Source organism: Stenotrophomonas maltophilia, assembly GCF_002799155.1.
GTDB classification, from domain to species: domain Bacteria; phylum Pseudomonadota; class Gammaproteobacteria; order Xanthomonadales; family Xanthomonadaceae; genus Stenotrophomonas; species Stenotrophomonas maltophilia_R.
Genome location: NZ_NERD01000002.1, coordinates 1,914,860 through 1,940,267 on the forward strand (window position 1 = coordinate 1,914,860; position 25,408 = coordinate 1,940,267).

Genomic DNA, 25,408 nt, shown 5'->3' on the forward strand with positions numbered 1-25,408 from the left:
CGCGCCAATGGGCCATCGCCCACCTTCCCCAGGAGACTGATCATGAGTACCCCCGCCAACTTCAACGGTGCCCGCCCGGTGATCGACCCGGACAACGCCGCGATGCTGCTGATCGACCACCAGAGCGGCCTGTTCCAGACCATCGGTGACATGCCGTTCACCAGCGTGCGCGCCCACGCCACGGCGCTGGCGAAGATGGCCACGCTGGCCAGGATGCCGGTGATCACCACCGCCTCGGTCCCACAGGGTCCGAACGGGCCGCTGATTCCGGAGATTCACGAGGCTGCACCGCATGCGCAGTACGTGGCACGCAAGGGCGAGATCAACGCCTGGGACAACCCGGAATTCGTTGCCGCAGTGAAGGCTACTGGCCGCAAGCAGCTGATCATCGCCGGCACCATCACCAGCGTGTGCATGGCATTCCCGTCGATCGCCGCCGTGGCCGATGGCTACCAGGTGTTCGCGGTGATCGATGCCTCGGGCACCTATTCGAAGATGGCCGAAGAGATCACCCTGGCCCGCGTGGTGCAGGCCGGCGTGGTGCCGATGGACACCGCCGCGGTGGCCTCGGAGATCCAGCGCAGCTGGAACCGCGACGATGCCCAGCAATGGGCCGAGGTCTACACGAAGATCTTCCCGAACTACCAGCTGCTGATCGAAAGCTACCTGAAGGCGCAGGACGTGCAGAAGAACCACGAGCAGCTGGATTCGCAGCGCAGCTGAGCTGCCCCCGGGGTGCCGGCCCGCTGCCGGCACTCCTCCCAACCAGAGACCCATCATGTCCAGTGAACCGATCCGCGACCCGGCCAGCGACCACCTGCTGACCCCGCAGAATTCCGCCTTCATCATCATCGACTACCAGCCGGTGCAGGTGAACTCCATCGCCTCGATGGACCGCCAGCTGCTGGTCAACAACATCGTCGGCACCGCCAAGGCCGCTGTGGCTTACGGTCTGCCGATCGTGCATTCGACGGTAAACGTCAAGACCGGCCTGAACAAGCCGCCGATTCCGCAACTGCGCAAGGTGCTGGGCGACTACCCCACCTACGACCGCACCACCATCAACTCCTGGGAAGACGTCGAGTTCCGCAAGGCGGTGGAGGCCACCGGCCGCCGCAAGCTGATCATGACCGCACTGTGGACCGAGGCCTGCCTGACTTTCCCGGCCCTGGATGCGTTGAAGGAAGGCTATGAGGTGTATGTGGTGGTCGACGCCGTTGGTGGCACTTCGCTGGCGGCGCATGATGCCGCGTTGCGCCGCATCGAACAGGCCGGGGGCCAGCTGATCAGCGTGCCGCAGCTGTTCTGCGAGCTGCAGCGCGACTGGGCCCGCTCGGAAACGGTGCCGGCTTTCATGAACCTCTTCATTGAAACCGGTGGTACGGCAGGCATCCAGTTCTCGTACGATCGTACCGAGTGATTGGGTGGCGGCGCCGGTTCTGGCTGGCGCCGCCTTTTGGAGCAGTCGAGCATGGCTCGACGCTATAGACAGATGGAGACTTCGATGGCCTACGCGCGCATTGTTTCGACCGGCGACAACTACCTGCACCACGTCAGCAATGGCAGCTTTGATGTGGATGCGGACGAGCCTGCATCGCTGGGCGGCCAGGGCAAGGGCTTCGCGCCCTTCGATCTGTACCTGGCCTCGCTGGCCGCCTGTACCGCCATCACCCTGCGCATGTATGCGCAGCGCAAGGGCTGGGAACTGGGTGAGTTCCATGCCGAGCTGCGTTCGGAACGCGACGCGGATGGACGCTTCCATGTGCACCGCGTGCTGCATGCCAGCGCCGAATTGAGCGATGCGCAATGGCAGCGCCTGCTGGAAGTGGTGGAGAAGACTCCAGTGACCCTGGTGATGCGCGAGGGCGCGCGCATCACCAGCGAACGCGGGGTGGCAGCGTAACCCCATGCACGCAGGGCGTGGATCTACATCAGCGCCGCGAGTGCAGCACGGTGCGCTGGCGCATCGCGTTGAATTCCTGCTCCACCTGCTGGATGTCTTCTGCCTGAAAACCGGCCGCATCCAGCAGCTGGTCGGCGGCGGCGGCGGCCAGCGGATCATCGTCACGCTGACGCCAGCAGCGCGCCGGCAGGAAATAGCCCACTTCGCTGCGCCCGCGCATGATCACCACCGGCCGGCCCGCATACAGCAGGAACTCGGCCAGGTGCTGGCGCAGCCCCTCCACCGAGACGTAGGCCGGCCCGATGCCCAGCGACTGGCTGGACGGTTCGGGACTCTCGAACAGCTTGCGACGGCTCATCCACTCCTCCTTTTGAACAACGCGTGGTCTCCTTTCCTTAGACGGGCGCATCGCTGCGCCCCCGCCACGCGCTACGTGAACCGAATCACGCCCGCCACTCAGAAGCCGGTGTTGAACTCCAGCTGGAACACGTCGATCGACAGCGGTGCCCCGGATACTTCCTTGGCCGCCATCCACTTGCCGCTGATCCAGCTGCGCGCATCCAGCGCATAGGCGCCGCCCACGTAATAGCCACGGGCGTTGGTGCCGCCCAGGTGGAAGTTCGAATCGTTGTAGGCGTCGGGCAACGCGTCGGCCTCGATGTGCTTGTAGCCCAGCAATGCCTGCCATTGGCCCTTCTCCTTCAGCTCGGTGGCGCCGAAGGTGGCCTGCAGCATCCAGGCGGTGTCGCCGCTGCGGAAGGTATCGATGCTGGCGGTGCCGCCGGCGCCGTAGTTGTTGACGATGCCGCCGTTGGCGCGGTTGAACATGGCCTGCTTGTCGTAGGCCAGGTTGCGGATGTAGTCGCCATCCAGGCGCAGACCGACGCCCTGCGCCAGCTGCGTATCCCAGCGCAGGTTGAGCGTGGCCAGGCGGAATGCCGAGGCCAGGCCGACATACTGCGGGGTTGGCGTGTTGGCCGGATCCAGCGGATTGCGCGCGATGTCGCGGATCAGCATCAGGGTGTTGCCCTTCTGCATGAACGCCGGGCGCGACCAATCGGTGTCGCAGCCATCGACGCCCGAGAACAACGCGCACGGCGACGACAGCCGACCACTGATGTTCTTGAAGTCGTAGTAGCCCAGCGCTGCGCGCAGCGAATTTTCGTCGTTGAAGCGCCAGTCCACGCCCACCTGCGCACCGGAAAGCCACTTGTTTTCGTTGGGCGTCTTGACCTGGTTGCGGTTCGGCGAATTGTCGGAGGTGTACTCCAGCGGCACCACCGCGAGGTTGCCGAACAGATCAACGTCGCCACCGTCGAAGTCATGCTTCAGGTTGGCGGAAAGGCCGTCGAAGTTGAGGTCGTTGGAGAACAGCGTATCGCTGGTCCAGAACGGATTGCCGAAGCGGCCACCGCGCACCGTCACCCAGTCGGCCGGAGCATAGGCAAGCCAGGCCTGGTCCAGCCACACGTCCTTCTTGCTCAGGCCACCGCCCAGCTGCTCGGTGGTCGACACCGGGCCATTGCTGCTGCCGCTGGCCAGGCGCACGCCGGCCGTGGTGTGCTGTCCGATCATCGCCTCGATGCCGAGGCGGGCGCGGATGCGCCACAGGTTGCGGCGGTCCTGGCGGGTGTTCAACAAGGGCGGCAACTGCAGGTTGGTGTTGCTGTTCGTATCGAAGCCGCTGCCGGAGTTGATCGACGCCCAGTTGCTCACGATATCGCTGTTGCGCTCGGAGTAGAAGCGCGACTCGCTGCGCACGCGCACATCACCGGTGACCTTGATGCGCTTGGTCCACTCGGCCACTTCGTTGGGTGCCGCCCAGCCTTCGGACTTCGCCTGCGCCATCACGTCCTGGCGCACCTCGTCACGGATGCCGTCACGCACGCTCTGCGGCACGTAGGGCACGCGCACGTCGCCGGCTTCCAGGGCCACGCCACCACTGGCGGCCGCGCTGCCAGTGGCTGCAGTGCGCTGTGCGGCCGCGGCCTCGGCTTCGGCCTGCACCAGCAGTGCCTGGCCATCTTCGGGTTTCAGTGCACCGCTGGCGATCAGGCCCTTGATCAGCTTGACCATGGTGGTTTCGGCGGCCATCGCACCGGCCGGGGCAGCCAGGCTGAGCAGCACGGCACAGCACAGCAGCGCCCGTCGGGCCGGCCGCGGGCGGCGGGAGTCGGTTCGTGCGCGGACGTGGTCGTTCATCACGGTTCTCATCGAAAGAAGGGAAATCACGGAGGTCGGGAATCAGGCCCCGGGCCGGCGGCCCTGGATCAGCACGCGGGCGGGGAAATCGAGCGACGGCGGCGGTGCCTGGTCGACCTTGCCGATGCGGCGCAGGGCGTCGAGCACGGCCGCGTCGGCCTCCTCGTTGCCACTGCCGCGCACCAGCTCGACCTTCTCCAGGCGGCCGTCATTGGCCAGCCACACGTTCACCTGCAGCTGGAACGCCAGGCGCTTGACCTTGTCGTCGCGCGAGATCGCCTGCTGCATCAGGTAGCCGAGGTAGCGCCCATAGGTGGCATTGCCGGCGCCACCACGGCCAACGCCGGACGATCCGCCACCACTGCCGGACTGGATGCCGAAGTTGTCACCGCCGGCCTGCGCATCGGCGTTCATCGTCACCGGATCGGCGTTGTCCGGCGTCGGCGTCGGCTCTTCGGCCGGCGTCGGCTGATCCAGCGGCTCCGGCTCGGGCATCGTCTCCTCCGGCGGCGTTTCTGGTTCCGGCGGCTTTTCCGGCGGCGGCGGCGGCGGCGGAGGGGGCGGCGGCAGCGCCAGCATCGGCGGCTGCACCACCGGCCGGCGGGTACTGGCAGTGTCCTTGAACAGCAGCCACCACACCGCGATGCCGAGCACCAGCAACGCAGCCAGCACCAGCGCGACGGTCACCAGCAACTGGCGGCCGCGCATGCCGGGCTCGGGCCGGGGGGGTTGATGGGCCGTCATGCCTCAGCCCTGTGCCTTGCCGGTGACCAGGCCGACCTGGGCCAGCTCCAGCCGCCGCAGCAGGTCCAGCACCTCGACCACGCGCGCGTACTGCACCTGCGCATCCCCGCGCACGATCACCGGGAAGTCCGGCGTGGTCGCGCGCTCGGTGCGCAGGCGATCCTCCAGCTCGGCCATGGTCACCGGATACGCATCCAGGAACACCTGGCCGCTGGGGTCGATGGTGATTGCCTTGGTCTTCGGCTTCTCCAATGCGACGCTGTTGCTGGCCTTCGGCAGGTTGACCTCGATGCCGGGGATGGAGGCGTTGCTGGTCAGGATGAAGATCACCAGCACCACCAGCAGCACATCGACGAAGGGCGTCACGTTGATGCCCTTCTCGCGCTTCTTGATGCCGAACTTCGCCTTCTGGCCCATGGCGCGCCCCTCAGCCCTGGACCGCGGCCGGGCCGCGCCCGTCCTGCTCTTCGGCCAGGCGCGCGGCGAACTCGTCGATGAACACCGCCATGTCCGCGCCGATCGCTTCGGCACGCGCGCCCAGGTAGTTGTAACCGAACAGTGCCGGGATCGCGACGCCGAGGCCGGCGGCGGTACACAGCAGCGCCGCGGCCATGCCCGGCGCCACCGAGTTGATGTCCACCGCGCCGGCCATCGCCGCCACCACGAACACCAGCATGATGCCGATCACGGTGCCGAACAGGCCCACGTACGGCGCACCCTCGATGGTGGTCGACAGCCAGTTCATGCGCCGCGCCATCGCCTCCTGCTCGCGCACCATCACTGCATCCATCGAGGCACGGATCGCGGCGATGGTGGCGCCACTCAGGTAACCGCTGTTGCCGTCGCGCTGGTGGCGCTGCTGCATTTCATCGATGGCCACCTGGTAGATGCGCCACAACGAGCCATCGTGCATGGCGGTCGGTGCCTTGCCCTGGCGATCCATGTCCGACAGGGTGCGCAACGGCACGCCGGACAGCTTGCCGAAGCTCTCGGTGAATACCGCATTGGCCTTGCTGGTACGGCCGAAGTGGCGGCTCTTGGCGATCATGATCGCCCACGACAGCAGCATCATCAGGCCCAGGATGGCGACCACCACCCAGGCATCGAACGGCATCGCCTTGAGGATGAAGGCGAAGTGGCTCTGGCCGGCCGACTGCTCATCGGCACCGTAGCTGATCAGGCGCGAATCGGCACCCTGCGCGGTGGCGTCGGCCAGCAGCAGCGCCGCCGGGCGTGCCACACGCGAGACGCGCAGCTCATCCAGCGCCCCCTCGAAGTTGGCCAGTGGCTGCGCCGCGCCCGGGGCATCGGCACCGACCACCGGCGCGCTGCCCAGCGCCGGCAGCTCGCCGCTCAGCTGGGCCACCACGCGACCGTTGAGGTACAGCTGCAACGCGCCCTTCTCCGCGGTCAGCGCCACATGCGCCCACTGCCCTTCCGGAATCGGCTGCGCCGGCGTGCTGCGCTGGCCATTGAGCTGCACGAACGGGACCCGGTTCTCGATGCCCAGCACCAGTTCCGAAGCGCCGTCGCGACGGGCGTAGATCGCCTGTGCGGCGTTGTTGCTGCCCGGCTTGATCCAGGCCGAAACGGTGAGCGGCGCGCCGGCTTCCTGCGCCAGCGACGCGCTGGCAGGCAGTGGCAGCGGGCCCGCACCCAGCTGCACGCCACGGCCGATCACCGAGCCTTCGGACGGCGGCACGACGGCCCCGGCATTGTTGCCGTAGGCCGTGGTGTCGCGCGCCGGCGCATTGGCTTCGGCGAAGTGGTAGACCAGCGTGTAGTCCGGGTCGAATACCTGCTGGCCATTGCCGCTGGCCGGTGCCTTCTCATTGCCGTAGTACATCCAGATCGTCTGCGGCGCGGCTGCGCTGACTGCCGGCACGTCCACCCAGACCAGGGCCAGGCCCAGCTTGGGGTCGAACTGTTCGATCTGGTGGGCCAGCACGGTGCGGCCATCGCCCGACACGAAACGCAGGTCGTTGCCCGCATCCTGGGTACCGTCGAAACCGAAGTTGCCGGTATGCAGGCGCAGCAGCAGCGGCGTGCGGCCCGGGTCGCCGGCCAGGCCCGCGCCCTGCGGGCCGGCGTCGACGGTGATCGGCTTGCGGTACTTCCATTCGGCCTGCCACCAATTGGCATCGGCCGCAGCAGCAGGCAACGCAACCAGCGCGGCCAGCAGCAGCAACACTCGGGAAAGCAAACGGTCCATGCGAAGGGTCTCCGGAGAACGCATGTTCAAGGGAAGGGTCAGTAACTGGTGCTGATGTTGAAATGCAGGCGCGGGTCGTCCTTGCGCGTGACCGGGCCATCGGCATAGGGCCAGGCGTAGTCCAGGCGCAGTTGCAGGTGTTCGCCCAGGCGCAGCTGCGCGCCCAGGCCGACCGAGGCCAGGTTGTACTTGTCACGCTGTTCGGGCAGTGGTTGGCGCAGGCGCAGATAGGCCGCGTCGGCAAAGCTGTAGACGCGCAGATCGGTGCCGCTCCACAGCGACCACGCCGGGGTGCGCCATTCCAGGCTGGCCAGGCCGCCGTAGTCGCCGATCGCCTCGGCCGACAGATAGCCACGTACGGTATACATGCCACCGGCGGCGAACTGTTCGGCCGACACCAGCGGCGCGTCGGTCACCTGCAGCGAGCCGCGCGCGTACCACTGCCAGTCGCTGCCGAAGGTATGGGTGTTGGCGACATCGGCCTTGAACGCCACGAAGCTCGGGTCGGCCCAGTAGCGCTTCTGGCCGAAGGCGGTGGCGTCGCTGCCGTAACCGAACAGGCGGCGGGTGCCGGCCACCAGCTGGGTGTTGATGCTCAGCTGATCGTGCTCGCCCTGGCGCACGCCGACGAAGGCCAGCGTGATCGGCGCATATTTCAGCGGCGTCTTCAGGCTGTCCCCGCCCATCTGCGTGTCTTCCTCGGTGTCCTTGAAATCCACACCAAGGCTGAGCTGGCGCCACCACTGGCTGCTGCCAGCAAGGCGGTAGTTGAGCTTGAGGCCGATCGAGTGACCGTTGCCGATCACATTGGTTCCGGTGCCGGTACCGACCTGTCCGCCCGCGTTCAGCACGCGGCTATCGGACGTGTAGCCGGACGCTTCCAGGCTCCACGGCGTGCCCTCGAACGGCATCATGTACGAGGCCGAAAACACCTTGGCCTGCTGGGTATCTTCCGGCGCCAGGTACACGCCGATGGTGGCGCTGTGCCCGCGCTTCCACAGGTTGTCGTAGGCCAGCGACGCACTCAGGCGCAGCTTCTCGGTGTCGGCACTGTGGTCGTTGTTGAGCGCCGCGCTGGCGCGCCACGGCGACTTCTCCTCGACCTGCAGGTCCACATCCATCGTGCCCGGCACCTGGCCTTCGCGCACCAAGGGCATCACCTGGCGACGTCCACCTTCATTGAGCGCGGTCAGTTCCTTCTGCGCCTGGTCGAAATCCGGCACCTTGCCCTCGGCCAGCGCCGGCACGCGTTCGCGGATGCGTTCGGGCGATTCGTGCTTCGTTCCCACGACCCGCAGCTGGCCGATCGGTGTCTGCTGTACCTTCAGCAGTACCACGCCTCCACTGACCTGCTGCTCGGGCAGTTCCACATAGACCGACTGGTAGCCCGCCTGCTGGTACAGCGCATTGACTGCATCGCGCGCCTTCTCGACATCGGCCAGGGTCTTGCCCGGGCCGAGGAACGGCTCCACCGCGCGTTCGATCTGGCGCGGATCGAGCACGGTGTTGCCGCGCACGATGTATTCATTGATGTTCACGCTGGGCGCAGGTGCAGCCGCCTGCGCGAACAACGGCAGCGGCATCGCGGCCAGGGCCAGCACCAGCGGATGCAGGTGCAGCGGAAGGCGGACGGCTCGGCACGGAACAGGAGTCATCGAAGGCATCGCGTCGTATCGAAGGGAGTGGCCAGGGAGCGGCGCGTGGGTCTACCAACAGGACGTGCACGTCGCGTCAAAACCGCCAATAGTTTTGTGACAGCACTGTCATCTTTTGACCCGGCCGAAACGGTGGCGGGCGGAGACTGCCTTCGCCACACGTCTTCCTTGCAGAACGCCGGTTGCCGCGCGAGATTGGAAATGAGTGCACTATCGATAGCGGGCATCCGCCCTGCCCTGGCGCTGGCATTGCTGCTGGCGTTGCCATCGCTCCGTGCCGAGGAGGCAAAGACGCGGGAAGAGGCCGTGCCGTGCATTGAAGTGCAGGTCAACGGCGAGCGGATTCCGGCGTGGGACTGCCTGCAGCGCAAGCTGGCACCGGCGGCGAAGCCAGCCAAGTCACCGGCGCTGCCTGAAGCCGAACGCCTGATGCGGCAGCCCGGCAACCAGCTGATGCAGTACAACCTGGAAGGCACGCGACAGCGCATGGGCGATGCCTTCGGCCGCTCGGTGGTGCCGCAGCGCCCGGCGCGCTGAGCCTGCGCAGCTGTAGAACCGGGCCCACGCCCGGCTGCTCCAGCGCGCCCTTCAACGTTCATGCAGAAGCCGCCGGGCGTGGACCCGGCTCTACAGTGAGCCACCGTTCGAGGGCGCAGGCACGATGCCATCGGTCGGCACCGGCGGCAGCTCGGGCACCGGCACGCTGCGCGACTGGCCGGCCTGATTCAGTTCCACTGCACTGGCACTGATGCTGGCCAGCACCGTGCAAGGCCCCAACCGCTGCCCGGGTGCGTACGCTTGCGCAGGACGACCATCCACCGACAGCAGCGCCAGTGGCGCGTGCTCGCCGGCCATCACGCCGAGCACGACCACCTCGGTCCGTACCGCACCGGGGGACAGCAGCCGCACCAGCGGCAGGCTGGCCATCGCATCGAACAGGGGCCGTACCGGCGCCTCGGCCTGCGCTTCACCGGCCGCCACCGCTGGCGCCACCGCAGACAGGGTGACACTCCAATAGGCCACCACGGCCAGCAGCAGCATCGCTGCCAGCAGGGTCAGCATGCGATTGCGATCCCAGCGCCTGCCATCCATGTTCCGCACCATCGCCACGTTCGTGTCCGCCTACGCTAGCAGCTGCGGCTGACGCTTTTGTTTCATCGTACAGGCCTATGCTGGCGCGTATCGGCAAGGACCGGAGGCAATGTCGGTGCAACGCATCCCGCGCGGTTTTACCCTGCTGGAGCTGATGGTGGTATTGGTGATCATCGGCATCTGCACTGCCGGTATCGGCCTTGGCCTGGGCAGCCTGCTCGATCCGGCCCGGCAACTGCGCCAGGAAGCCGAGCGGTTGGCGCAGCGGCTGCAGGTGGCACGCGACGAAGCCCGAATCGATGGCCGGCCCCTGCGCTGGCAGTCCGATGCCAAGGGCTATCGTTTCAGCCGCCGCGAAGGCGGCCGCTGGGTGACCGTGGAACGCGATGACCTGTTGCGGCCGCAGCAGTGGCAGGCCGCTGGCATTGCGGTAGTGCCCGCCAGCGCCATCGAACTGAGCCCGGAATGGATCGGCACTGCCTGGGAGCTGGGGCTGTCGCTGGAGGGCCGCACACTGCGTCTTCGTGATGATGGCAGCGGACAATTGCAGGTCGTGCAGTGAAGCAGGCGATGCGAGGATTCACCCTGATCGAAGTGCTGATCGCGCTGGCGATCGTATCGATTGCGTTGGCGGCGGTGATGCGTTCGGTGGCGGTGGCGACCGACGATCAATCGCGGCTGCGCGATCGCCGCCTGGCGCTGATGTGCGCGCAGGACCGCTGGCAGGAACTGCGCCTGACCGGACAGGCAGCGCAGGATGGCCGCCAGCGCTGCGTGCAGGGACGCGGCAGCTTCCTGGTGCTGCAGCATCTTGGCACGGGCAGCGACGGCCAGCCGCAGCTGGAACTTAGCGTGGTGGCCGAGGACGCACCGCGGCGACCGCTGGCGCGGATGCAGCTGCCGTGGACGCTCGCACCGTGAAGCGCGCCGTGCGCGGCTTCACCCTGATCGAGGTGATGATCGCGATCACCATCATGGGCGTGCTGGCGCTGATCTGCTGGCGTACGCTCGACAGCGTGGCCAGCAGCGACCAGCGCCTGCGCCAGGCCGATGCCGAGACCACCACGGCGCTGCGCGTGCTGCAGCAGTTCCAGCGTGATATCGACATGCGCGCAGACGACGCGCTGATGAATGGCGCCGTGCGCCCGGCGGACCAGCCGCAGCGACTGCTGCCACCTTCGCTGGTGAGCGAACGGCATCCGGATGGCAGCTTCGCGCTGGAGATCACCCGCAGCGTCGGCAGCGACGGGCTGCGCTGGCAGCGGGTGCGCTGGTGGCAACAGGGCAACACGCTGTGGCGGGCCAGTGGCGAGGCGACCGACCGGTATCCGCTGCCAGCGCCTGAGCAATCGAGGGGCATCGCGGTGGCCCGTGATGTGCAGCGGTTCGAGGTGCGTGCCTGGCAGCCCGGTGCCGGTTGGGCGGTGCTGCCGGGCGAAGGCGAGGTATTGCCGGCGACGGGGCTGGAGCTGCGGCTGGGCCTTCGCGATGGGCGTGGGCCGCTGAGCTACCGGCGGGTGCTGGAGTTGTAGGGTTCGTTCGTGGCACCGCATCCACGCATGGCGAGGATCTACTGCAGAGACTGCTCCAGGCATGGCATGGATCCCCTGCCCTCCTGCCGCCGGGTGCTCTCCTGCACCCGACGGCGCTGTGTCGGTGGTCCTCACCGCTGATGGCCGCTCCCTGCCCTCCGTGCCGTCCTGGCTGGGGCCGCCACCGTTCCGTGGCGGCTGGCCCGATGCTGCAGCCCGATGCGCTGCACCGGGCAATGCGTGCCGACCAAGGTCGGCACCTGCCGGGGCGTGGATGCCTAGCGGCGCTCGGTGCCCTCGTCCCGGCTGGCCTGCGGGAACTGGAAGGCGCTGTTGGCGTCGTAGCCACTGCCGGCGGTCGTGCCACGCGCAGGCGGAGCGATGCTGCTTGTACCACTGCCAAAGCCCAGAATCTGCACGCTGATCACCGATGGCTGGTTGCGCCGTGCATCGTCCTGGCTCTTGCGCATCACATCCTGTGCGGCCTGGCTGGCACTGTTCGCCGCCGCACTGGCCGAGGCCAGCGCATTGACGTTCACCGTGGCCAGCACCGGCAGGCCCTTGCTCTCGCCCTGTACCTGGATATTGGCGGCGTTGAGCACCTGCAGCGCCGCCAGATTGATGTTGCCCGAGACGCGGATACCGGCCTCGCCCGCATCGATGGTGCCCAGCGGCGCGATCAGGTCGACGTCGCCCGGCGGCACTTCGGCGATGGGGTTCAAGGTCGCAATGCCTGCGCCACTGGCGGGAGCCTGCGGCGACAGGATCACATTGCCCCAGCCGTCATAGAGGCGACGCGGTGGCGTGTACAGCAGCGTCGTCTGCGAACCGCGACCGGCATTGATGTCACCCTGCTCCGACCAGGCCAGGATGTCGCCGCCGAACGTGGTCATCACCCGCGACAGGCCCAGCAGCACGCTGTCCTGGCTGAACAGGCGGATATCGCCCTGCCCCTGGGTGACGAGGCCGGCGGTGGCAGGCGGCACCACGCCCTGTACGCCGACCACGATCTGTCCGCCCGGTGCCATCAGTTCGATGTTGCCGCCCGCCTCGGTGCGCACGCCGGAACCGCCGTACATCACGATATCGCCGGTACGGTCGATCGTCGCACCGGCCGCATTCCTGTCCGGCATCAGCGTGGCGATGGCTTCGCGCCCGCGCAGGTAGGAGCCGAAGCGGGGCCCTTCTGCATCGGTGTACTCACGCCCACCTTCGCGCAGTTCGGCGTAGTACACCTGGCGCAGGAAGATGCGCTGCTGTTCCTGCGGCAGTGCGTCGAATGCAGCCAGCGCCCCGTCGCCGTCGGCAGCCACGCCGAAGCGCTGCTGCAGCCACTGCTTCAGCTCCTGGTTGTAGACCTTGACGGCCTTGCCCGGCTGCGACGCGAGCGATTGCGCGGGATCGGCCAGATTCGCAGGATCCAGATAGCGGGCACGCAGGGCCGCGAAATCGATCTGCTGGTTGCCGGCCGTCAGCGCGATGCTGGCGCCGGGACGGGTATCGCCCTGCACGATGCCACCGAGGCTGACGATGCTGCCCGCATCCTCCTGGCGCAGCTGGCGGCCGGCACTGATCTCGGTGTTGCCGGGGCCGGCGATGATCGCGTTCAGATGCACGATGTCGCGGCCCGCCGCCACCACCGTGAAGTCGGTGGACGCGGTGTTCAGCGCGGTCATCGACACCCCGAGGATGTCCCGGCCTGCCCGCAGTTGCACGGCGCCGGCGGCCTCGAACCAGTTCAGCTGCGTGCGCTGCCCCCCGTTGGGAGTCAGCGTGCGTTGGGCGCCGGTGGCCAGACCGATGATGTCGCCCTGCACCGCGTAGAAGCGGCTCGGCGCCAGGGCCGCAGACACGGTGGACAGCGGAGTATTCGGACCGAACGCAAACAGCGGAAGCGACGCCTGCGGCGATGCAATGTTGCCGTCGACCGACAGGTTGTGACGCGAGCGGGTCACATTGCCGCTGGAATCCCCCTGCTCGGCCATGAATGCAGGGTCGAAGGGTCCCGGCAGGCGCGCGTCGCTGGCGGAGCGCGCGATCTGGGTCGCGCCACGCTGGGCGAAGATGCCGCCACCGGCCAGGACGTCCAGCCGTCCTGTCGCCGAGGGTGCCAGCAGGATCACATCCTGCGTCCCCGGCGTGGTGCTGATCCGGTCCAGCTTGACGTCGCCCTGCGCAGCAACGGCGCTGAAGCGCGAAGGATAGAGCCAGTAGTTCAGCAGCTCCTCCCGGCTGCCCGGTGCCAGCGCAACCTGCTCGGGCCACAGATTGCTGCCGGTCACGTTCTCCGGCCCGGCCAGGCCCGGCGCCAGGTCGCCACCGGCACTGAACAGGTCCACGGCGGTCGTGTCGGTCCACAGGGAGAACCAGGTGCTGCCCGCAGCGCGGCTGCCGTTGTCCTGCACCACCGCGCTGTAGTTGGCCAGTGGAACCCGACCGGCATCGGCGACGCCGCCGAGCACGACGTCACCCCGCGCCTGCAGCTGCGCGACCGCATCGCCCAGCACCAGCACCGGCCCGCCCATCGGGCGAGCGGCGTCGGCGGCGAACAGATCGGCCGCACGCAGCTGGCCCAGCGTCGCGTAGCTTTCCAGGGTGACGCCCATTGCACCGATGCGTCCCGCATCCAGCTGCAGGCTGCCACGCAGATTGCTGAAGGTACCGTTGAGGTCGAGATTCTGTCCCGCCCTGGAGGCATTGAGGCTGGAGAACGTCGCCCGCAGATTCGGATTCAGTGCGCCACCGATACGCAGTTGCAGGTCGCCGCCGCCGGTCAGGTGCAGCTGGCCATCGCTGACCCGGCCGGTCGATCCCACCGCCGCGATGATCGCACCTGAGCGCGGTGCGATCGTCGAGTCCAGCGCGTCACCTATCGCATCGCGCACGCCGGCGTCACGCCCGGCCTCCAGCGTCAAGTTGCCGCCGCCCAATGTACCGAAGCCGGTGAAGCCGACCATCCGCGGAGAGGCGCCAGCAGCAGCGGACACGTTGGTGTAGGCGCCAAAGTTCACCCACCAGCTGGTCGGCACCGGCTCCACGCCGGTGGTGCTGCCGGTTCCCTGCCGCCACAGCCAGTTGCCGACCGCGGCACTGGAGTACAGCGCCCAGTCACGCTCGCTGGTGCCCGACTCTGCGCGCCCGGTCCAGACGTCACCGACGATATCTCGCCCGGCTTCGACGCGCAGGTTGCCGCCATGATCGGGATACCAGGCCTGGTAGCCGGCCAACGCGGCATCATAGCTGCCCGGCACCAGGTTCGGACCCAGCAGTGCGGTGTTCCTGGGGGCTGCTGCACGGGGCGAATTGAAGGCAGCGTCGCGGCCCTCGCCCAGCGTGGTGGGAGTGCCCGCCGTGTACACACCGAAGCCGGACTTCATCACGACATCACCGGCAGCGAGCAGTTCCAGGTCCCCCTTGCCGGTGCGCAGCACGCTCCAGGCCGGCGTGCCCGCGCGCTTGCCGTAGGTGGTCACTTCGGTCTGCGTGCCACCGCCGGCGCAGTAGCTGGGTGCGGTGCTGCAGAACTCGTCTTCGGTCATGCCGAACATCGCCGCGAAGTCCTTCGCAGGGGTGCCCACGTAGGACTCATCGCCCCAGTAATCCAGCGAGCCCTGCGCGGCCACCTGGCGGGGGGCCGGGCCGCAGTAGTCAGCCGACATCGCACAGAACTCATCTTCGGTGAAGCCGTACATGTCGGCCAGCTCCGCGATCGGACGGCCCGCATAGGAGGTGTCGCCGATCCAGTCCAGCGATGCCCGCTCAGTCAACACACGATCACCCACCCAGATGATTTCGGTCTTGACCGTACCGATTGAGCCCTGGTGGGTATCGGCCAGCACCACGCTGCCTTCGGCGCCCCAGCGCCGGCTGCGTGGATCGGCCGCCCCGGAATCGGCACCGGCAACCACGGTCAGGTCCCAGGAGGTGGTGCCCTCGGCCAGCATCGGCGCCAGCGCCCAGTTGCGCCCCTGGTTGCCGTTGGCATCGGCCGGCCGCAGATTCACCGGCCCGTTGCCGGGCAGCTCCACCTTGGTCAACGATGGGATGTAGGCGCCCACCTTGAGCTCGACTTCGCGTGCCAGGCGCAGCGCAACCGGCAGCACCGCGCCGGCGGGCCACTCCTGTGCCGCCATCTGTACGGCGCTGCGCAGGCGGAAGCCGGCCCCCAGGCGCGCACCGGCCGCCAGCACCAGCGGCTCCTGCAGCACGGTGCCCGCCGCCAGCGTCTGCCCGGAGTCGGTGGTCACCGCCGCACCCAGCACCGTGCCCGCAGGCAGGCGCAGGGTCTGCGAGATCACCATCGGCGCGGGCAGCACGGTACCGACCGGAAGGGTTACCGATTCGACCGGCACGTCATAGTTCAGGCGGGTGCCGGCCTGGAACTCGGTGCCGGGCTGCAGCTTCACTCCGTCCACCGGCACCACCAGGTCGCCACCGAAGGGGGTGTGCCCGGCGCTGCCATTGCGAGCCTCATACAACTGCCAACCGCCCTCGTCCGGCGTGGACGGCGGCGGTGCGAAACCATCGTTGATGCTGCCATAGACGTTGATGTTGCCTTCGGCGCGCAGTACCAGCGAAGCCGATTCACCGAAGCCACGCCGCGATGGATCGGCGCGGTTGGCTTCGGGCCCGTAGCGGTAGCCGGACAGATCGATGTCGCCGGCAATGGTCAGGTCGCCCTCGGGATTGGCCTCGCTGCGCCGCGCCACCACCTGCACGCCGGGACGCAGGCGGACGTCGCCCAGCGCGGCGGTGCGCTGCTGCAGATCCGGATTGCCCAGCGCGCCATCGATCCAGGCCACGCTGTGCGGATCGACCACCTGGTCCAGCCACTGCTGGGTGAGCAGCTGCGCGCGGTTGCCGCGCACATCAGCGGTGGTGGCCAGGGGCGCATCGTCGTAGCGACGGACACCATTGAGCTGGATGTCGGCCGCGCCATCGATGCGCAGGCCGCTGGCCGCAGCAATCGCCGCGTCGTTGCTGCCCAGCCGCGGCACATCGATCTTCAACGAGCCCCGCGCCATGCCGTCGTTCTGTCCAGGGCCGTCACCGAGGGCAACGTCGCTGCCTGCACGCATGTCCAGGTGCGCCGCGCTGCCCAGACCAACGGCGCCTTCGGCGCTGCCCAGCGTGATGGTGGCCCGGTTCGGACTGTCGATGATCTTGCCATGGCTGTCCACGCGCAGGCCGGTACCGTGCGCGTCCAGCGTGCCGTCCACCTGCAACTGATCACGGGCGTACAGGCGGATGCTGCCGACCTGCTCGCCGCTGGCATCGATGCGGCCGGCCACGGTCATGCTGCCCGCGTCGACACTGATGTCGACCCGGCGCGCCTTCACTTCGTCGCCGATCCGCAGATCGCCTTCACCGATCTGGAAGCTGCGACCACCGACGACGCCGCCGGCGGTCAATCGCTGGTTGAGGCCGGTGAAGTCCTGCAACTGACGTGCCCGCACCACCAGTTCACCACCGTCGTAGGGCACCAGCGTGCCACCGGCATCGTAGCGGCCACTGGCGGTGCCCTGCAGATCACCGGCCAGATCGGCTCGGCCGGCCATTGCGGTGACCGTCATGCGCCCGCCGCGGTTGTTGCGGGCGGAAACATCGATGCGGGAGGCCGCATCGGTGCGGATGTCCCCCGTGTCGCTGGACAGCAGGACATCACCGCCCCAGCTGAACTTGTCCACGTCGTACAGCGAGACCTTGCGCCCGGCAAGGTCCAGCGCCGCCCGGCTGCCAAGCGTGATGCCCTCGCGCGCGTTCGCAGACAGCCGTCCTGACGCCAGCGCGATCGTGCTGTCCAGCGTGATCCGGTTGGCGTCGATGCTCAGCTCACTGCCCAGTGCATCGCCACCCGCCTTGCCGGTGCCCCCCTGCAGGCGGAAGTCGCCGCCGGTGCGCACGCGCAGCTGCGCGGCGGGATCGGCGGTCAACAGCGGTGTATCGATACCCAGGCTGCCTCCGCTGTACTGCCAGCCCTTGTCGGCCAGATAGTCGCCGCGCTGCTGGAACACGTCCAGCGTGCCCTGCGCGGAGAACGACAGCTGCTCCGAAGCACTCAGGTTCAGCGCACTGAATCCGAGTACCTGACGGTTGGCAGGCACCTCGGAGCTGGGACGGCTGAACGGGGCGCGCGCCAGCTGCAGGTTGCGGGTGACGATGTCCAGCTGCCCGGCGCCGAGCCGGTCCACCATCGGATCGGCCGGCGGCACCGACGCGTCGCTGCCCGGCGCCTGGCTCGCCGCCAATGAGCCGTCCCAGACCAGCGTGTCCACCAGGATGCGCGCACGGTCGCTCGCCGCACCATAGCCATGGATGGCCTGCGCGCCCAGTACCAGCGTCTGCAGGCCACCGCGGCCGGTGGCACTGTCGCGCGCATCCAGGTCGACGCTGCCGAAGACGTTGACCGAATCCCGTGCGATTAGGCTCAGCGTGTCCAGCGCCGGCGCGCCGGTGGCATCATTGCCGCGCAGCAGTTGCTGCAGCACGGACTGGTTCATGGTCATGCCACTGGGCAGCGCCCCTGCCGCAGCGGCCTGCGCGATCGCTTCGGCACTGCCGAGGTTCAGCGCCGCCATGCTCAGGCCGAGCTGACGGGTGCCATAGCTGGCCGAGTCGCGCATCTGCAGCGTGCCATCGGTCGCTACCGCGATGCTGCCATCGGAAACCAGCCGGGTCTGGCCGTCGCACGCCGTCTGGCACCCCCCGATGTCGATTGCCACCGGACCGGCCTCCACGCCGGTGGTGCCGGTGATCAGGTTCAGGCGCTGGTTGGACACCGCCAGCAGGCCGCCGGAGACCTGGTAAGGCAGCGTCGCCCTGGCATCCGCGTTGGCGGATGCGAACGGCAGTGTATCGAGGGTCGCACCGGCCTCGACCAGCACGCCGCTGCCACCGGAGGCCGCTGCCACCAGCACTTCCGGTGCGTTCAGGGTGACTCCGGAACGGATCGCCACGCTGCGTGCCTGGCCGGTCACCGCCACCTGCGAAGTCACCTGGTTGAACTGCCCGCCGATCATCATCCGCACAGGCAGGAAGGCATTGAGCGCGTCGTCGCTGAAGGTGGCACCGCGATCACGCGCCTGCGATTGTGCACCGCCATCGACGATCTCCAGTGAACCGACCGCCGGGCTGGCCAACGTGGCTGTCAGCGTGCCGCCGCGCCCGTTGTCGGTGGCGGCGCCGAACCGCGCGGTGCCGGCGAAGCGGATGGCAGGCGTGTCTGCACGACCTGCGCCTTCGCCCAGCGCCAGGGTCAACCCGAGCGCATCGATGGTCTGCCAGCCGCGCGACTCGCCGCGGCGGTCGGCCACCGATTGCGCGAAGCTGTTGTAGGAGGTTTCGTTGTAGCCCGAGTGCCGGCGTACCACCGCGGCGGGGGTCAGCAGGATGTCGGTGAGCAACGGCGAGATTGCCGCGCCCAGCGCCGCGCGCTGCTGCCCGGACACACGCCAGGTGCCGGTGCCGGTCGCGATGGGTTGCGCGATGCCCGAGGTACCGGTGGCGCCCAGCTCCACCCGGAAGGCACCGGGCTGCAGCGCATAGCTGGCCGGCATCAGCGTGTAGGTGCCTGCCACCAGGCCGGGCACGCCCGCCGGCACGGTGATCTGCTGACCCACCCCCGGTGCGGCGAATCCTTCCTCGCCGCTGGGGGCGAATGTCCCGGCGCGTCCTGGCACGATTGCATACACCGGGTTGCCCGACGCACTGAATTCATAGCGCGGATTGGCGTCGGCCAACGCCGTGCGCAGCACGTCGACAGAGCCGCCGCGCCCGGACACGAAGGCCGCACCCGTCAACTCACCACCGCCGGACATGTCCAGCAGTGCCCCCGGCGCCACCTCGACCTCGTTGGCCTTCAGGGTCACCCCCATCGAGGAGATGCCGGCCGGCGTCAGCGAACTCACGCTGCGCGTGCCGACCCGCCAGTCGACACCATCGACGGTGCCACCATAGGGCAGCGACAGGCCGGCACCGCTGGTGGAGGTAACGCTGCCCGGGAGCAGTTCCACCCGGCTGCCGACGGTTCCGTTCTGGATCAGGCCGCCCAGCTGCAGCGTGCCCATCGGCACCTGTACGTTGCCGCCCTGCTGCACCGTGGCGGCCACCAGGCGAAGCGTGCCCCGCGCCGATTCCGGCGCCGGCTGCGTACCCGCACCGATGCCGTGGATGCGCAGCACGGCATCTGGATCAGCCCAGTAATCAGCGGTCTGCACGGTCTGCGCAGAAGCGCCGGCCACCAGCGTGCCGGCCGCACCCGTGGTGGGGTACAGGCGGGCAGCGGTCACATCCATCGAACCGGCCGTCATCAACGCGCTGGTGTTGCCATTGCTGGCAATGCTGTTGGTCAGGCGCACATCACTGCGGCTTTCCAGCGCCACGTGTTCGAACCCGGGCAGCCAGGTGACGTCGCGGATGTCGATCAGCTCGGCCTGCACCGCCAGCGCATGCTGGTCCGGCGCCGCCGAGGCAACATCGGCCGTGACCAGCAGGTTCTCGCCCGGCAGCTGGCGCCAGCGTGCCTGCGCCAGGCGGACGTAGGGCGCACTCAGTCGCAGCCCCGAGGACGGCCCGGCATCCACGGCCATGCCCAGGCTCGACGTTCCCTGGCCGTGGAAGCGCAGGCTCTGGGCCAGGCGCAGGTCGACATCGCCGGCGGCGCGGATGTCACCGAACACGGACAGGCTACCGAAGCCGCCGGCCTGCAGCTGCTCGACCGACAACGCGGCGTGGCCATATTCCAATGCGGCCGGCAGTGGCTGCGCCGGTGCGTTGTGCTGGCTGAGGCTGATCGCACGCGCCCGCAGTACCTCATCGCTGGCGCCACGTGCATGGATGCTGCCGCCAAAGGCCAGGCCAAGCGTGCCGCCGCGTGCGCCGGCACCACCGGCGGCCGCGTCCATCCCGCCGTCCAGGTACAGCGCATTGGCAGAGCGCAGCACGATCTGCCCGCCGTCGCTGTCCACGCGCACACGGCCCTGGCCGTCGATGTCCAGTTCGGCCGACGCGCCCCGCGCCTGCAGGCGCGCACCGCGTTCGACCACCACGAAGGCTTCCGGTGGACGGTTGTCGACGAATGCTGTGCTCTCCCAGTCCAGCGCCCCACCAATCTCGATGCGTCCGCCCGCGCGCACCTGCCCGCGCAGGCGGCCGCTGGCATCGGGCAGCGAAATCGCGTCGGCATCGGCATCCAGCAGCGCGCCTTCGGCGAAACGCCAGGTGCGTTCGGTGCGCTGCCCGGCGTACAGCGCGTTTTCCGGTCGCACATCGTCGATCAGGATGCGGCCGCCCTTGGCGCGCAGCGTGCCTTCAACATCGATGTTGCCTGCACCAAGCAGCGAGATCGTCTGCCCTGGATCGACCGCCACCAGTGCATCCGTGCCGACCCGCAGGTCACCGCCCACGCTGTTGCGGTCCGAACGCAGGCTGATGCTCGCGCCTGCGCGCTGGCTGACGCGCCCGCTCGACGGATCGGCGCTGTACAGCGGCGCATCCCACGCCGCCAGCGCGCTCGCCCGATCAGTCGCCATCCGAGCGCCCTGGGTCAGCTGCAGGCCCGGCAGGGCAGCGACCAGCTGCGCGCCATCGGTCACCTCCAGGCCCTGGTGGCCATTGATGTCGTACTGCGCAAAGCCACTGCCGAACAGGCCGGGGTCCAGTCGCAGCGACGCACCCGCCGGGTCCGCATCGCCCACCCGAACGTGGCCACCGGTTCCCAGCGAGAAGGATCCACTGCCCTGTCCTCGGCCACTGAACCGGCTCCCCTCGCCCAGCTGCACCCGTCCACTGCCGTCGGTCGCAACCGTGCTGCTGTTCGCCTGCAGGCTGACGCTGCCCCCTTTGCCGATGCGGCCCTTGCCGCGCAGGTCCAACGCGGCGCCGGCCTCCACGTCAACCGATGCCTCGGCGCCCACGACCACGTCATGACTGTTGCTCAGGCTCAGGCGACCGCCATCCGTCCAGGCACCGCTGGCGTCGAGCGGCATCGCCAGTGACGCATTGCTCCATTCACCGGAGAGATCGATCCGCGTGCCGTCGGCAATGGCGGTGCGGGCGCGGCCATCGTGCAGCAGCGCCGTCGGCCGGCCCTGGACATCCAGCAGGTTGCCCGCCGACAGCTGGCCGCCGGCAATGCCGATGTCGCCTGCCAGTTCCACCTCGCTGCCGGTCAGATTGAGCTGTCCGCCTGCCTGAAGGCGAAGGCTGCCATCGATGCGGATGCGATCGGCGGTCGCCAGGTCGATCCGTCCCCACTGCTGGGCACTCAGCTCTGCGGTATCCAGCCACACTGTGTCACGCCGCTCCTCGTTGACCGGCGCCAGCAGCGACCACGCCGCCTTCGTCGGAGCCTTGTCATCCAGGCGCACCTCCGAGCCGAACACACCGCTGCGGCCCTGGCCGTCGTAGCGCCCCAGGTACAGCTGCGCGTTGCGTGCGGCCGCCGTCTGCGCCTGCGCATAACCCTCCAGCGCGGAATCCGGCCTGCGGTTCTGCTGCGCGCCCTGGAAGGTGGCAGTCTCAACCTGCCCATCCAGCACCGCGGTCGGTGCGGAGACGATCAGGCGTCCTGCGTCGCGGCCGACCGTGTACCCGTTATCGACACGCTGCGCCGCGAATACGATCGGATCACGGAAGGTCTCGGTGATGCCCCAGCGCTCCTGCTTTACTTCATGGCCGCTGTACAACCCATCGAACAGCATCTCCGCCGGCGCATCATCGAGGCGGTAGACCTGGCCATCGACGCCGCGCACCCAGCTCTGCCGGATCACGCCGCTCTGCACATCCAGACTGCCACCGGCAAGGTTGATGCGTGAGCCGCCATGCGTGATCACTTCCCTGCCGCCCAGCAGGACGGTGCCTCCCTGCGCGGCCCATTCGCCGATCGAGTGCCCCTGGTTGTCGAGGTAGCCGCCCACTTCCAGCAGGCCACCCGCCGCGTACCAGCGCTCACCCTCGTAGCCCCCGGTACCGGCCGGAACGTGGACCAGCCGGCGGCGGTCGACCCAGACCTCGCTGCTGGTCAGCTTGCCGCTGTCGCGGTTGTCCAGGGCATCGCGCAGTTCGTTGCCCTGCACCTTGACCTGGACATTGTTGCTCTCCATCGACACCTGTACGCCCACTGCACCGGAAACATCCACGCGTGCCGCGTCGTCTACGTAGCTGCGGGCCGCCGCATCGGCAATGATCTGGCCGCCCGTGGCAACCGTCAGCGAATCCGCACTGAAATGGATGTTGCCACCCGAGACGATCTCCACCCGCGACTGGTCCCGGCGATCATTGTGCTGGGACAGATTGTCGAAGGTTGCCGAGCGCGCGCCGGCGCGGATCGCGTCCTGCTCTGCCGATTCCTTGATGAGGCTGTCGCGCTGCGTATCCAGCACCGTAGCCTTGCCATCGTCCTCGATCAGCACCGCCGTGGTGGCTCCATCGGCAAGCGTGACGCTGCTGCCGGCATCACTGGCCGAAGCCAGAAGATGCACGGTGCCGCGCTGCGCAAGCGTGGTGCTGGCCACGGCCACACCGGCCTGCTCGACGCTGCGCCCGGCCAGGGTCACGTCACCCTCGCGGGCGCGCAGCAGGCCGGTGTTGCGCACGCTGCCAGCCGTGCTGCCAGCGATGAAGCGCGGCGCGATTTCATTGCCGCGGGTGGTGGAGCTGGTATTGGTCGCCGTACCCACGCCGCGCCGGATCACGAAACTGTCACCGGCAGCGAGCTGCACCTGGCCCTTGCGCGCCTCGATATGTCCTGCATTCTCCACGCTGTGCCCGGCCAGCAGCACGTAACCACCGCCGCGCGTCGCACTGGTCGGCTCATGGGTCGCGATGCGGGCGCCCTGCTCCACCATCACCTTGCCGAATGCATCGCTGAGCGCGCTGCTGCTGGCGTCGGGGCTGTACAGGCCGTTGTCGCGGAACTGCGCATCGCTGATCCGTGCTGCGGCTGCCAGCAGGTTACGTACATTGACCTGGCTGTTGTTGCCGAACACCACGCCATTGCGGTTGGCCACGAACACCGTGCCATTGGCGTTGAGCTGCCCCAGGATCTGGCTGGGCCGCGCACCCGGGTCATTGACCCGGTTCAGCACGGCCCAGTCAGGGTTCTGCAGGAAGTTCAGCGTGGTGTTACCGCCGATGTTGAAGGTCTCCCAGTTCAGGATCGCCTTATCCGCGGTCTGCTCGACCGTGACCTGCACCCGCCCGTCGCTGCCCTGCGACTGGACCGCGTCGCGCGCGTTGAGCCAGCCACGGGTCAGCGGGTTCTGGTCGACGCTCAGGCCGTCCTTGCCGAGGCCATCGGCAACGATGAAGCCAGCCTCGCGGCGCGCCTGCCGCGCCTGTTCCTGCAAGCGCTGCTGCAGGGCAATCGCCTGCGCCGCGGTGCCGAGATTGTCGATCGACTGCTGCAGCTTCTGCCGTGCTGCATCCTGCTGCTGGGCCGGCAACTGGAACTGGATCGGCACGCCGTTGGGCATGCGGCCACTCTGTGCCGCGCTGCCCTGGGCCGCGCCGCGTTCGGCGAACCAGCCCGGACTGAATGCCTGCTGCGCCTGGCTGGCCGGGGCCACCATGCTGCCCAGGGCGACCGCGATGGCCCACGCCATCGGATGATTGCGGCGCATCGGCGCGGCCGGATGAACAGCGGACGGGAGCGGGTGCGACATCGGAACCTCATCAACCTGGTGGGCCGCGGCTGCGGCGACGATCGGGGAGGCACGCGCAACGCATGCCCTGCCCCTGATAGACGGTTCATGTGACACGAAGCCGACAGCGAAACACTGCAGTGGCGGCACCGTCGCGGAAATGGCGACGCCGGCCCAGGAGGCCGGCGTCGGGTCAAGCAGGACTCAACCAGTGCTGCGGATTACAGCGGACGACCGATGCCCGAGCAGGTGCTGGGGTTGTTCAGGCCGGCAGCGCTGCTGGCCAGCACGAAGCGGTTGCGGATCGCATCGCGCCAGGCCTTGGTCAGCGGGATGAAGCCGTGGTCGGTGATCGACTTCTCATACGCGACGGTGTAGGTCGCCGGATAGTGGCGGGCCAGGAAGCCGCGCAGGCTGGTGGCGACGCTCGAATCCTTGTAGCACTGGCCGATCACCAGGTTGGTGTAGCCGGCGATCGGATAGCCGGCCGACGGGTTGCCGAACACCGGCACCCAGTTGGCGGGGTCCTCGGCTGCGGCGCCGGTCGGCGGAGCGACGGTGTCCAGGGTAGCCTGCACGCTCACCTGGTCCGGCGAGAAGCCCTTGACCTTGGCGACCTTGGTCGCATCGGTCAGGCTCGGGATCACGTCCGGGCCGACGTAGCCGATACGGCCGTCAGCAGCGTAGACAGCGTTGTACAGCGAGGTGCCACCGGTGGCCGGGGCGGCCACCAGGAACGCCGGCAAGGCGCCGTTGTCATCGCGCTTGTACAGGTCGGCGAAGGTCGACTTGATGGCGAACTTGCCACCCACCAGCTTCGAGGTTTCAGCGTTCTCAGCGGCACAGGCGGCGGTCAGGAAGCGGCTGAACATTTCGCTGGTACCGCTGCTTTCCGGGCGGTACACCACCTGGATCGGGCCGCTGCGGTTGGCATCGATGGTCGACCAGTCGCTGATCGCGCCCGAGAACACGCCGCAGATCTGCGCCACGCTCAGGTCCACCGCCGAACCGGCCTTGTTGAACGGAATGGTGACCGAGGTGGCCACCGACGGCACCTGGATCAGCGCGCCGTAGCGGTTGGCATTGGTCGGCTGGTTGAAGTTGGTGGTGTAGGTGTTCAGCTCGGTGCTGCTCAGCACCGAATCGCTGCCGGCGAAATGCACGGTGCCGGTGGTCGAGAACAGCGCCGAGTTGTTTTCCAGGAACGCCTTCTTGCCGGTGCCCGAACCGGTCACGGCGTAGGTGAAGTTCGCCGGCAGGATGCTGTCGGCCGAACCCTTGTAGAGGTCGGCCGGCAGCGATGCACCGCCGCCGGTAACGGTCTGCGCCGACGCGGCGCCCACGGTAGCGAGCAGCGCGGTGGCAACCAGCGCGGCCAGGGTCTTGTACTTGGTCATGATCTTCTCCTGAAGGGTTTACTGCGAAGG

The 25,408-nt window shown here is 68.3% G+C and carries 16 protein-coding genes; 7 read left to right on the forward strand and 9 right to left on the reverse strand.

Translation table 11 applies throughout. The annotated features are described in order from the left end of the window. Nucleotides 1-42: 42 nt before the first annotated feature. The 3 genes from B9Y82_RS09475 to B9Y82_RS09485 all read left to right on the forward strand — a co-directional run bounded on the left by B9Y82_RS09475 (nt 43) and on the right by B9Y82_RS09485 (nt 1,903). Nucleotides 43-723 (forward strand): hydrolase, encoded by a 681-nt coding sequence (locus tag B9Y82_RS09475; protein WP_100472748.1) that lies wholly within the window; start codon nt 43-45, stop codon nt 721-723. A 55-nt stretch (nt 724-778) separates the two neighbouring features. Further along, nucleotides 779-1,420, forward strand: coding sequence for a hydrolase (locus B9Y82_RS09480; RefSeq protein WP_005409869.1), 642 nt, complete (start codon nt 779-781; stop codon nt 1,418-1,420). A gap of 84 nt (nt 1,421-1,504) precedes the next feature. Continuing rightward, a complete protein-coding gene (locus B9Y82_RS09485; RefSeq protein WP_100472751.1) occupies nt 1,505-1,903 on the forward strand; it encodes an OsmC family protein in 399 nt (132 codons plus the stop codon). A gap of 28 nt (nt 1,904-1,931) precedes the next feature. Here B9Y82_RS09485 and B9Y82_RS09490 read toward each other — a convergent pair whose 3' ends face one another. From B9Y82_RS09490 to B9Y82_RS09515, 6 genes are all read right to left on the reverse strand, one after another. Beyond that, a complete protein-coding gene (locus B9Y82_RS09490) occupies nt 1,932-2,261 on the reverse strand; it encodes a hypothetical protein (protein WP_049409507.1) in 330 nt (109 codons plus the stop codon). 98 nt (nt 2,262-2,359) lie between these two features. Next, a complete protein-coding gene (locus B9Y82_RS09495) occupies nt 2,360-4,105 on the reverse strand; it encodes a putative porin (protein WP_100472754.1) in 1,746 nt (581 codons plus the stop codon). Between the two features lie 42 nt (nt 4,106-4,147). After that, the gene (locus tag B9Y82_RS09500) at nt 4,148-4,813 is read right to left on the reverse strand and encodes a cell envelope integrity protein TolA (RefSeq protein ID WP_049462486.1); all 666 of its coding nucleotides are present in this window, start codon (nt 4,811-4,813) and stop codon (nt 4,148-4,150) included. Nucleotides 4,814-4,852: 39 nt separating this feature from the next. Further along, entirely contained in the window at nt 4,853-5,266 is a 414-nt protein-coding gene (locus tag B9Y82_RS09505; RefSeq protein ID WP_005409874.1) for an ExbD/TolR family protein, read from the reverse strand. 10 nt (nt 5,267-5,276) lie between these two features. Beyond that, nucleotides 5,277-7,061, reverse strand: coding sequence for a DUF2341 domain-containing protein (locus B9Y82_RS09510; protein ID WP_100472757.1), 1,785 nt, complete (start codon nt 7,059-7,061; stop codon nt 5,277-5,279). A 38-nt stretch (nt 7,062-7,099) separates the two neighbouring features. Then, entirely contained in the window at nt 7,100-8,716 is a 1,617-nt protein-coding gene (locus B9Y82_RS09515; RefSeq protein ID WP_100472760.1) for a ShlB/FhaC/HecB family hemolysin secretion/activation protein, read from the reverse strand. A gap of 201 nt (nt 8,717-8,917) precedes the next feature. Here B9Y82_RS09515 and B9Y82_RS09520 point away from each other — a divergent pair, with 201 nt between their 5' ends. Continuing rightward, nucleotides 8,918-9,253: a hypothetical protein gene (locus B9Y82_RS09520; protein ID WP_100472763.1), complete on the forward strand. Its 336-nt coding sequence runs from the start codon at nt 8,918-8,920 to the stop codon at nt 9,251-9,253. 90 nt (nt 9,254-9,343) lie between these two features. Here B9Y82_RS09520 and B9Y82_RS09525 read toward each other — a convergent pair whose 3' ends face one another. Continuing rightward, nucleotides 9,344-9,808: a general secretion pathway protein gene (locus B9Y82_RS09525; RefSeq protein WP_049423092.1), complete on the reverse strand. Its 465-nt coding sequence runs from the start codon at nt 9,806-9,808 to the stop codon at nt 9,344-9,346. A gap of 115 nt (nt 9,809-9,923) precedes the next feature. Between B9Y82_RS09525 and gspH the strand changes: the two genes are divergently transcribed. The 3 genes from gspH to B9Y82_RS09540 are packed head-to-tail and all read left to right on the forward strand — an operon-like array spanning nt 9,924 to nt 11,340. Next, nucleotides 9,924-10,370 carry a type II secretion system minor pseudopilin GspH gene (gspH, locus tag B9Y82_RS09530; RefSeq protein ID WP_049423094.1) on the forward strand — a complete coding sequence of 149 codons (447 nt, stop codon included), beginning with the start codon at nt 9,924-9,926 and terminating at the stop codon, nt 10,368-10,370. Nucleotides 10,371-10,378: 8 nt separating this feature from the next. Continuing rightward, nucleotides 10,379-10,729 (forward strand): type II secretion system minor pseudopilin GspI, encoded by a 351-nt coding sequence (gene gspI, locus B9Y82_RS09535; RefSeq protein WP_193391262.1) that lies wholly within the window; start codon nt 10,379-10,381, stop codon nt 10,727-10,729. Further along, nucleotides 10,726-11,340, forward strand: a complete 615-nt coding sequence (locus tag B9Y82_RS09540) for a prepilin-type N-terminal cleavage/methylation domain-containing protein (RefSeq protein WP_049423096.1) — start codon at nt 10,726-10,728, stop codon at nt 11,338-11,340. Before gspI ends, B9Y82_RS09540 begins: the two co-directional genes overlap by 4 nt. A 278-nt stretch (nt 11,341-11,618) precedes the next feature. On the opposite strand, the gene B9Y82_RS09545 is transcribed toward B9Y82_RS09540, so the two are convergent. Both B9Y82_RS09545 and B9Y82_RS09550 read right to left on the reverse strand, forming a co-directional pair. Beyond that, nucleotides 11,619-24,002, reverse strand: coding sequence for a filamentous haemagglutinin family protein (locus B9Y82_RS09545; protein ID WP_100472766.1), 12,384 nt, complete (start codon nt 24,000-24,002; stop codon nt 11,619-11,621). A 200-nt stretch (nt 24,003-24,202) separates the two neighbouring features. After that, complete coding sequence (locus B9Y82_RS09550; protein WP_100472769.1) at nt 24,203-25,378, reverse strand: substrate-binding domain-containing protein; 1,176 nt, start codon at nt 25,376-25,378, stop codon at nt 24,203-24,205. Nucleotides 25,379-25,408: the final 30 nt, after the last annotated feature.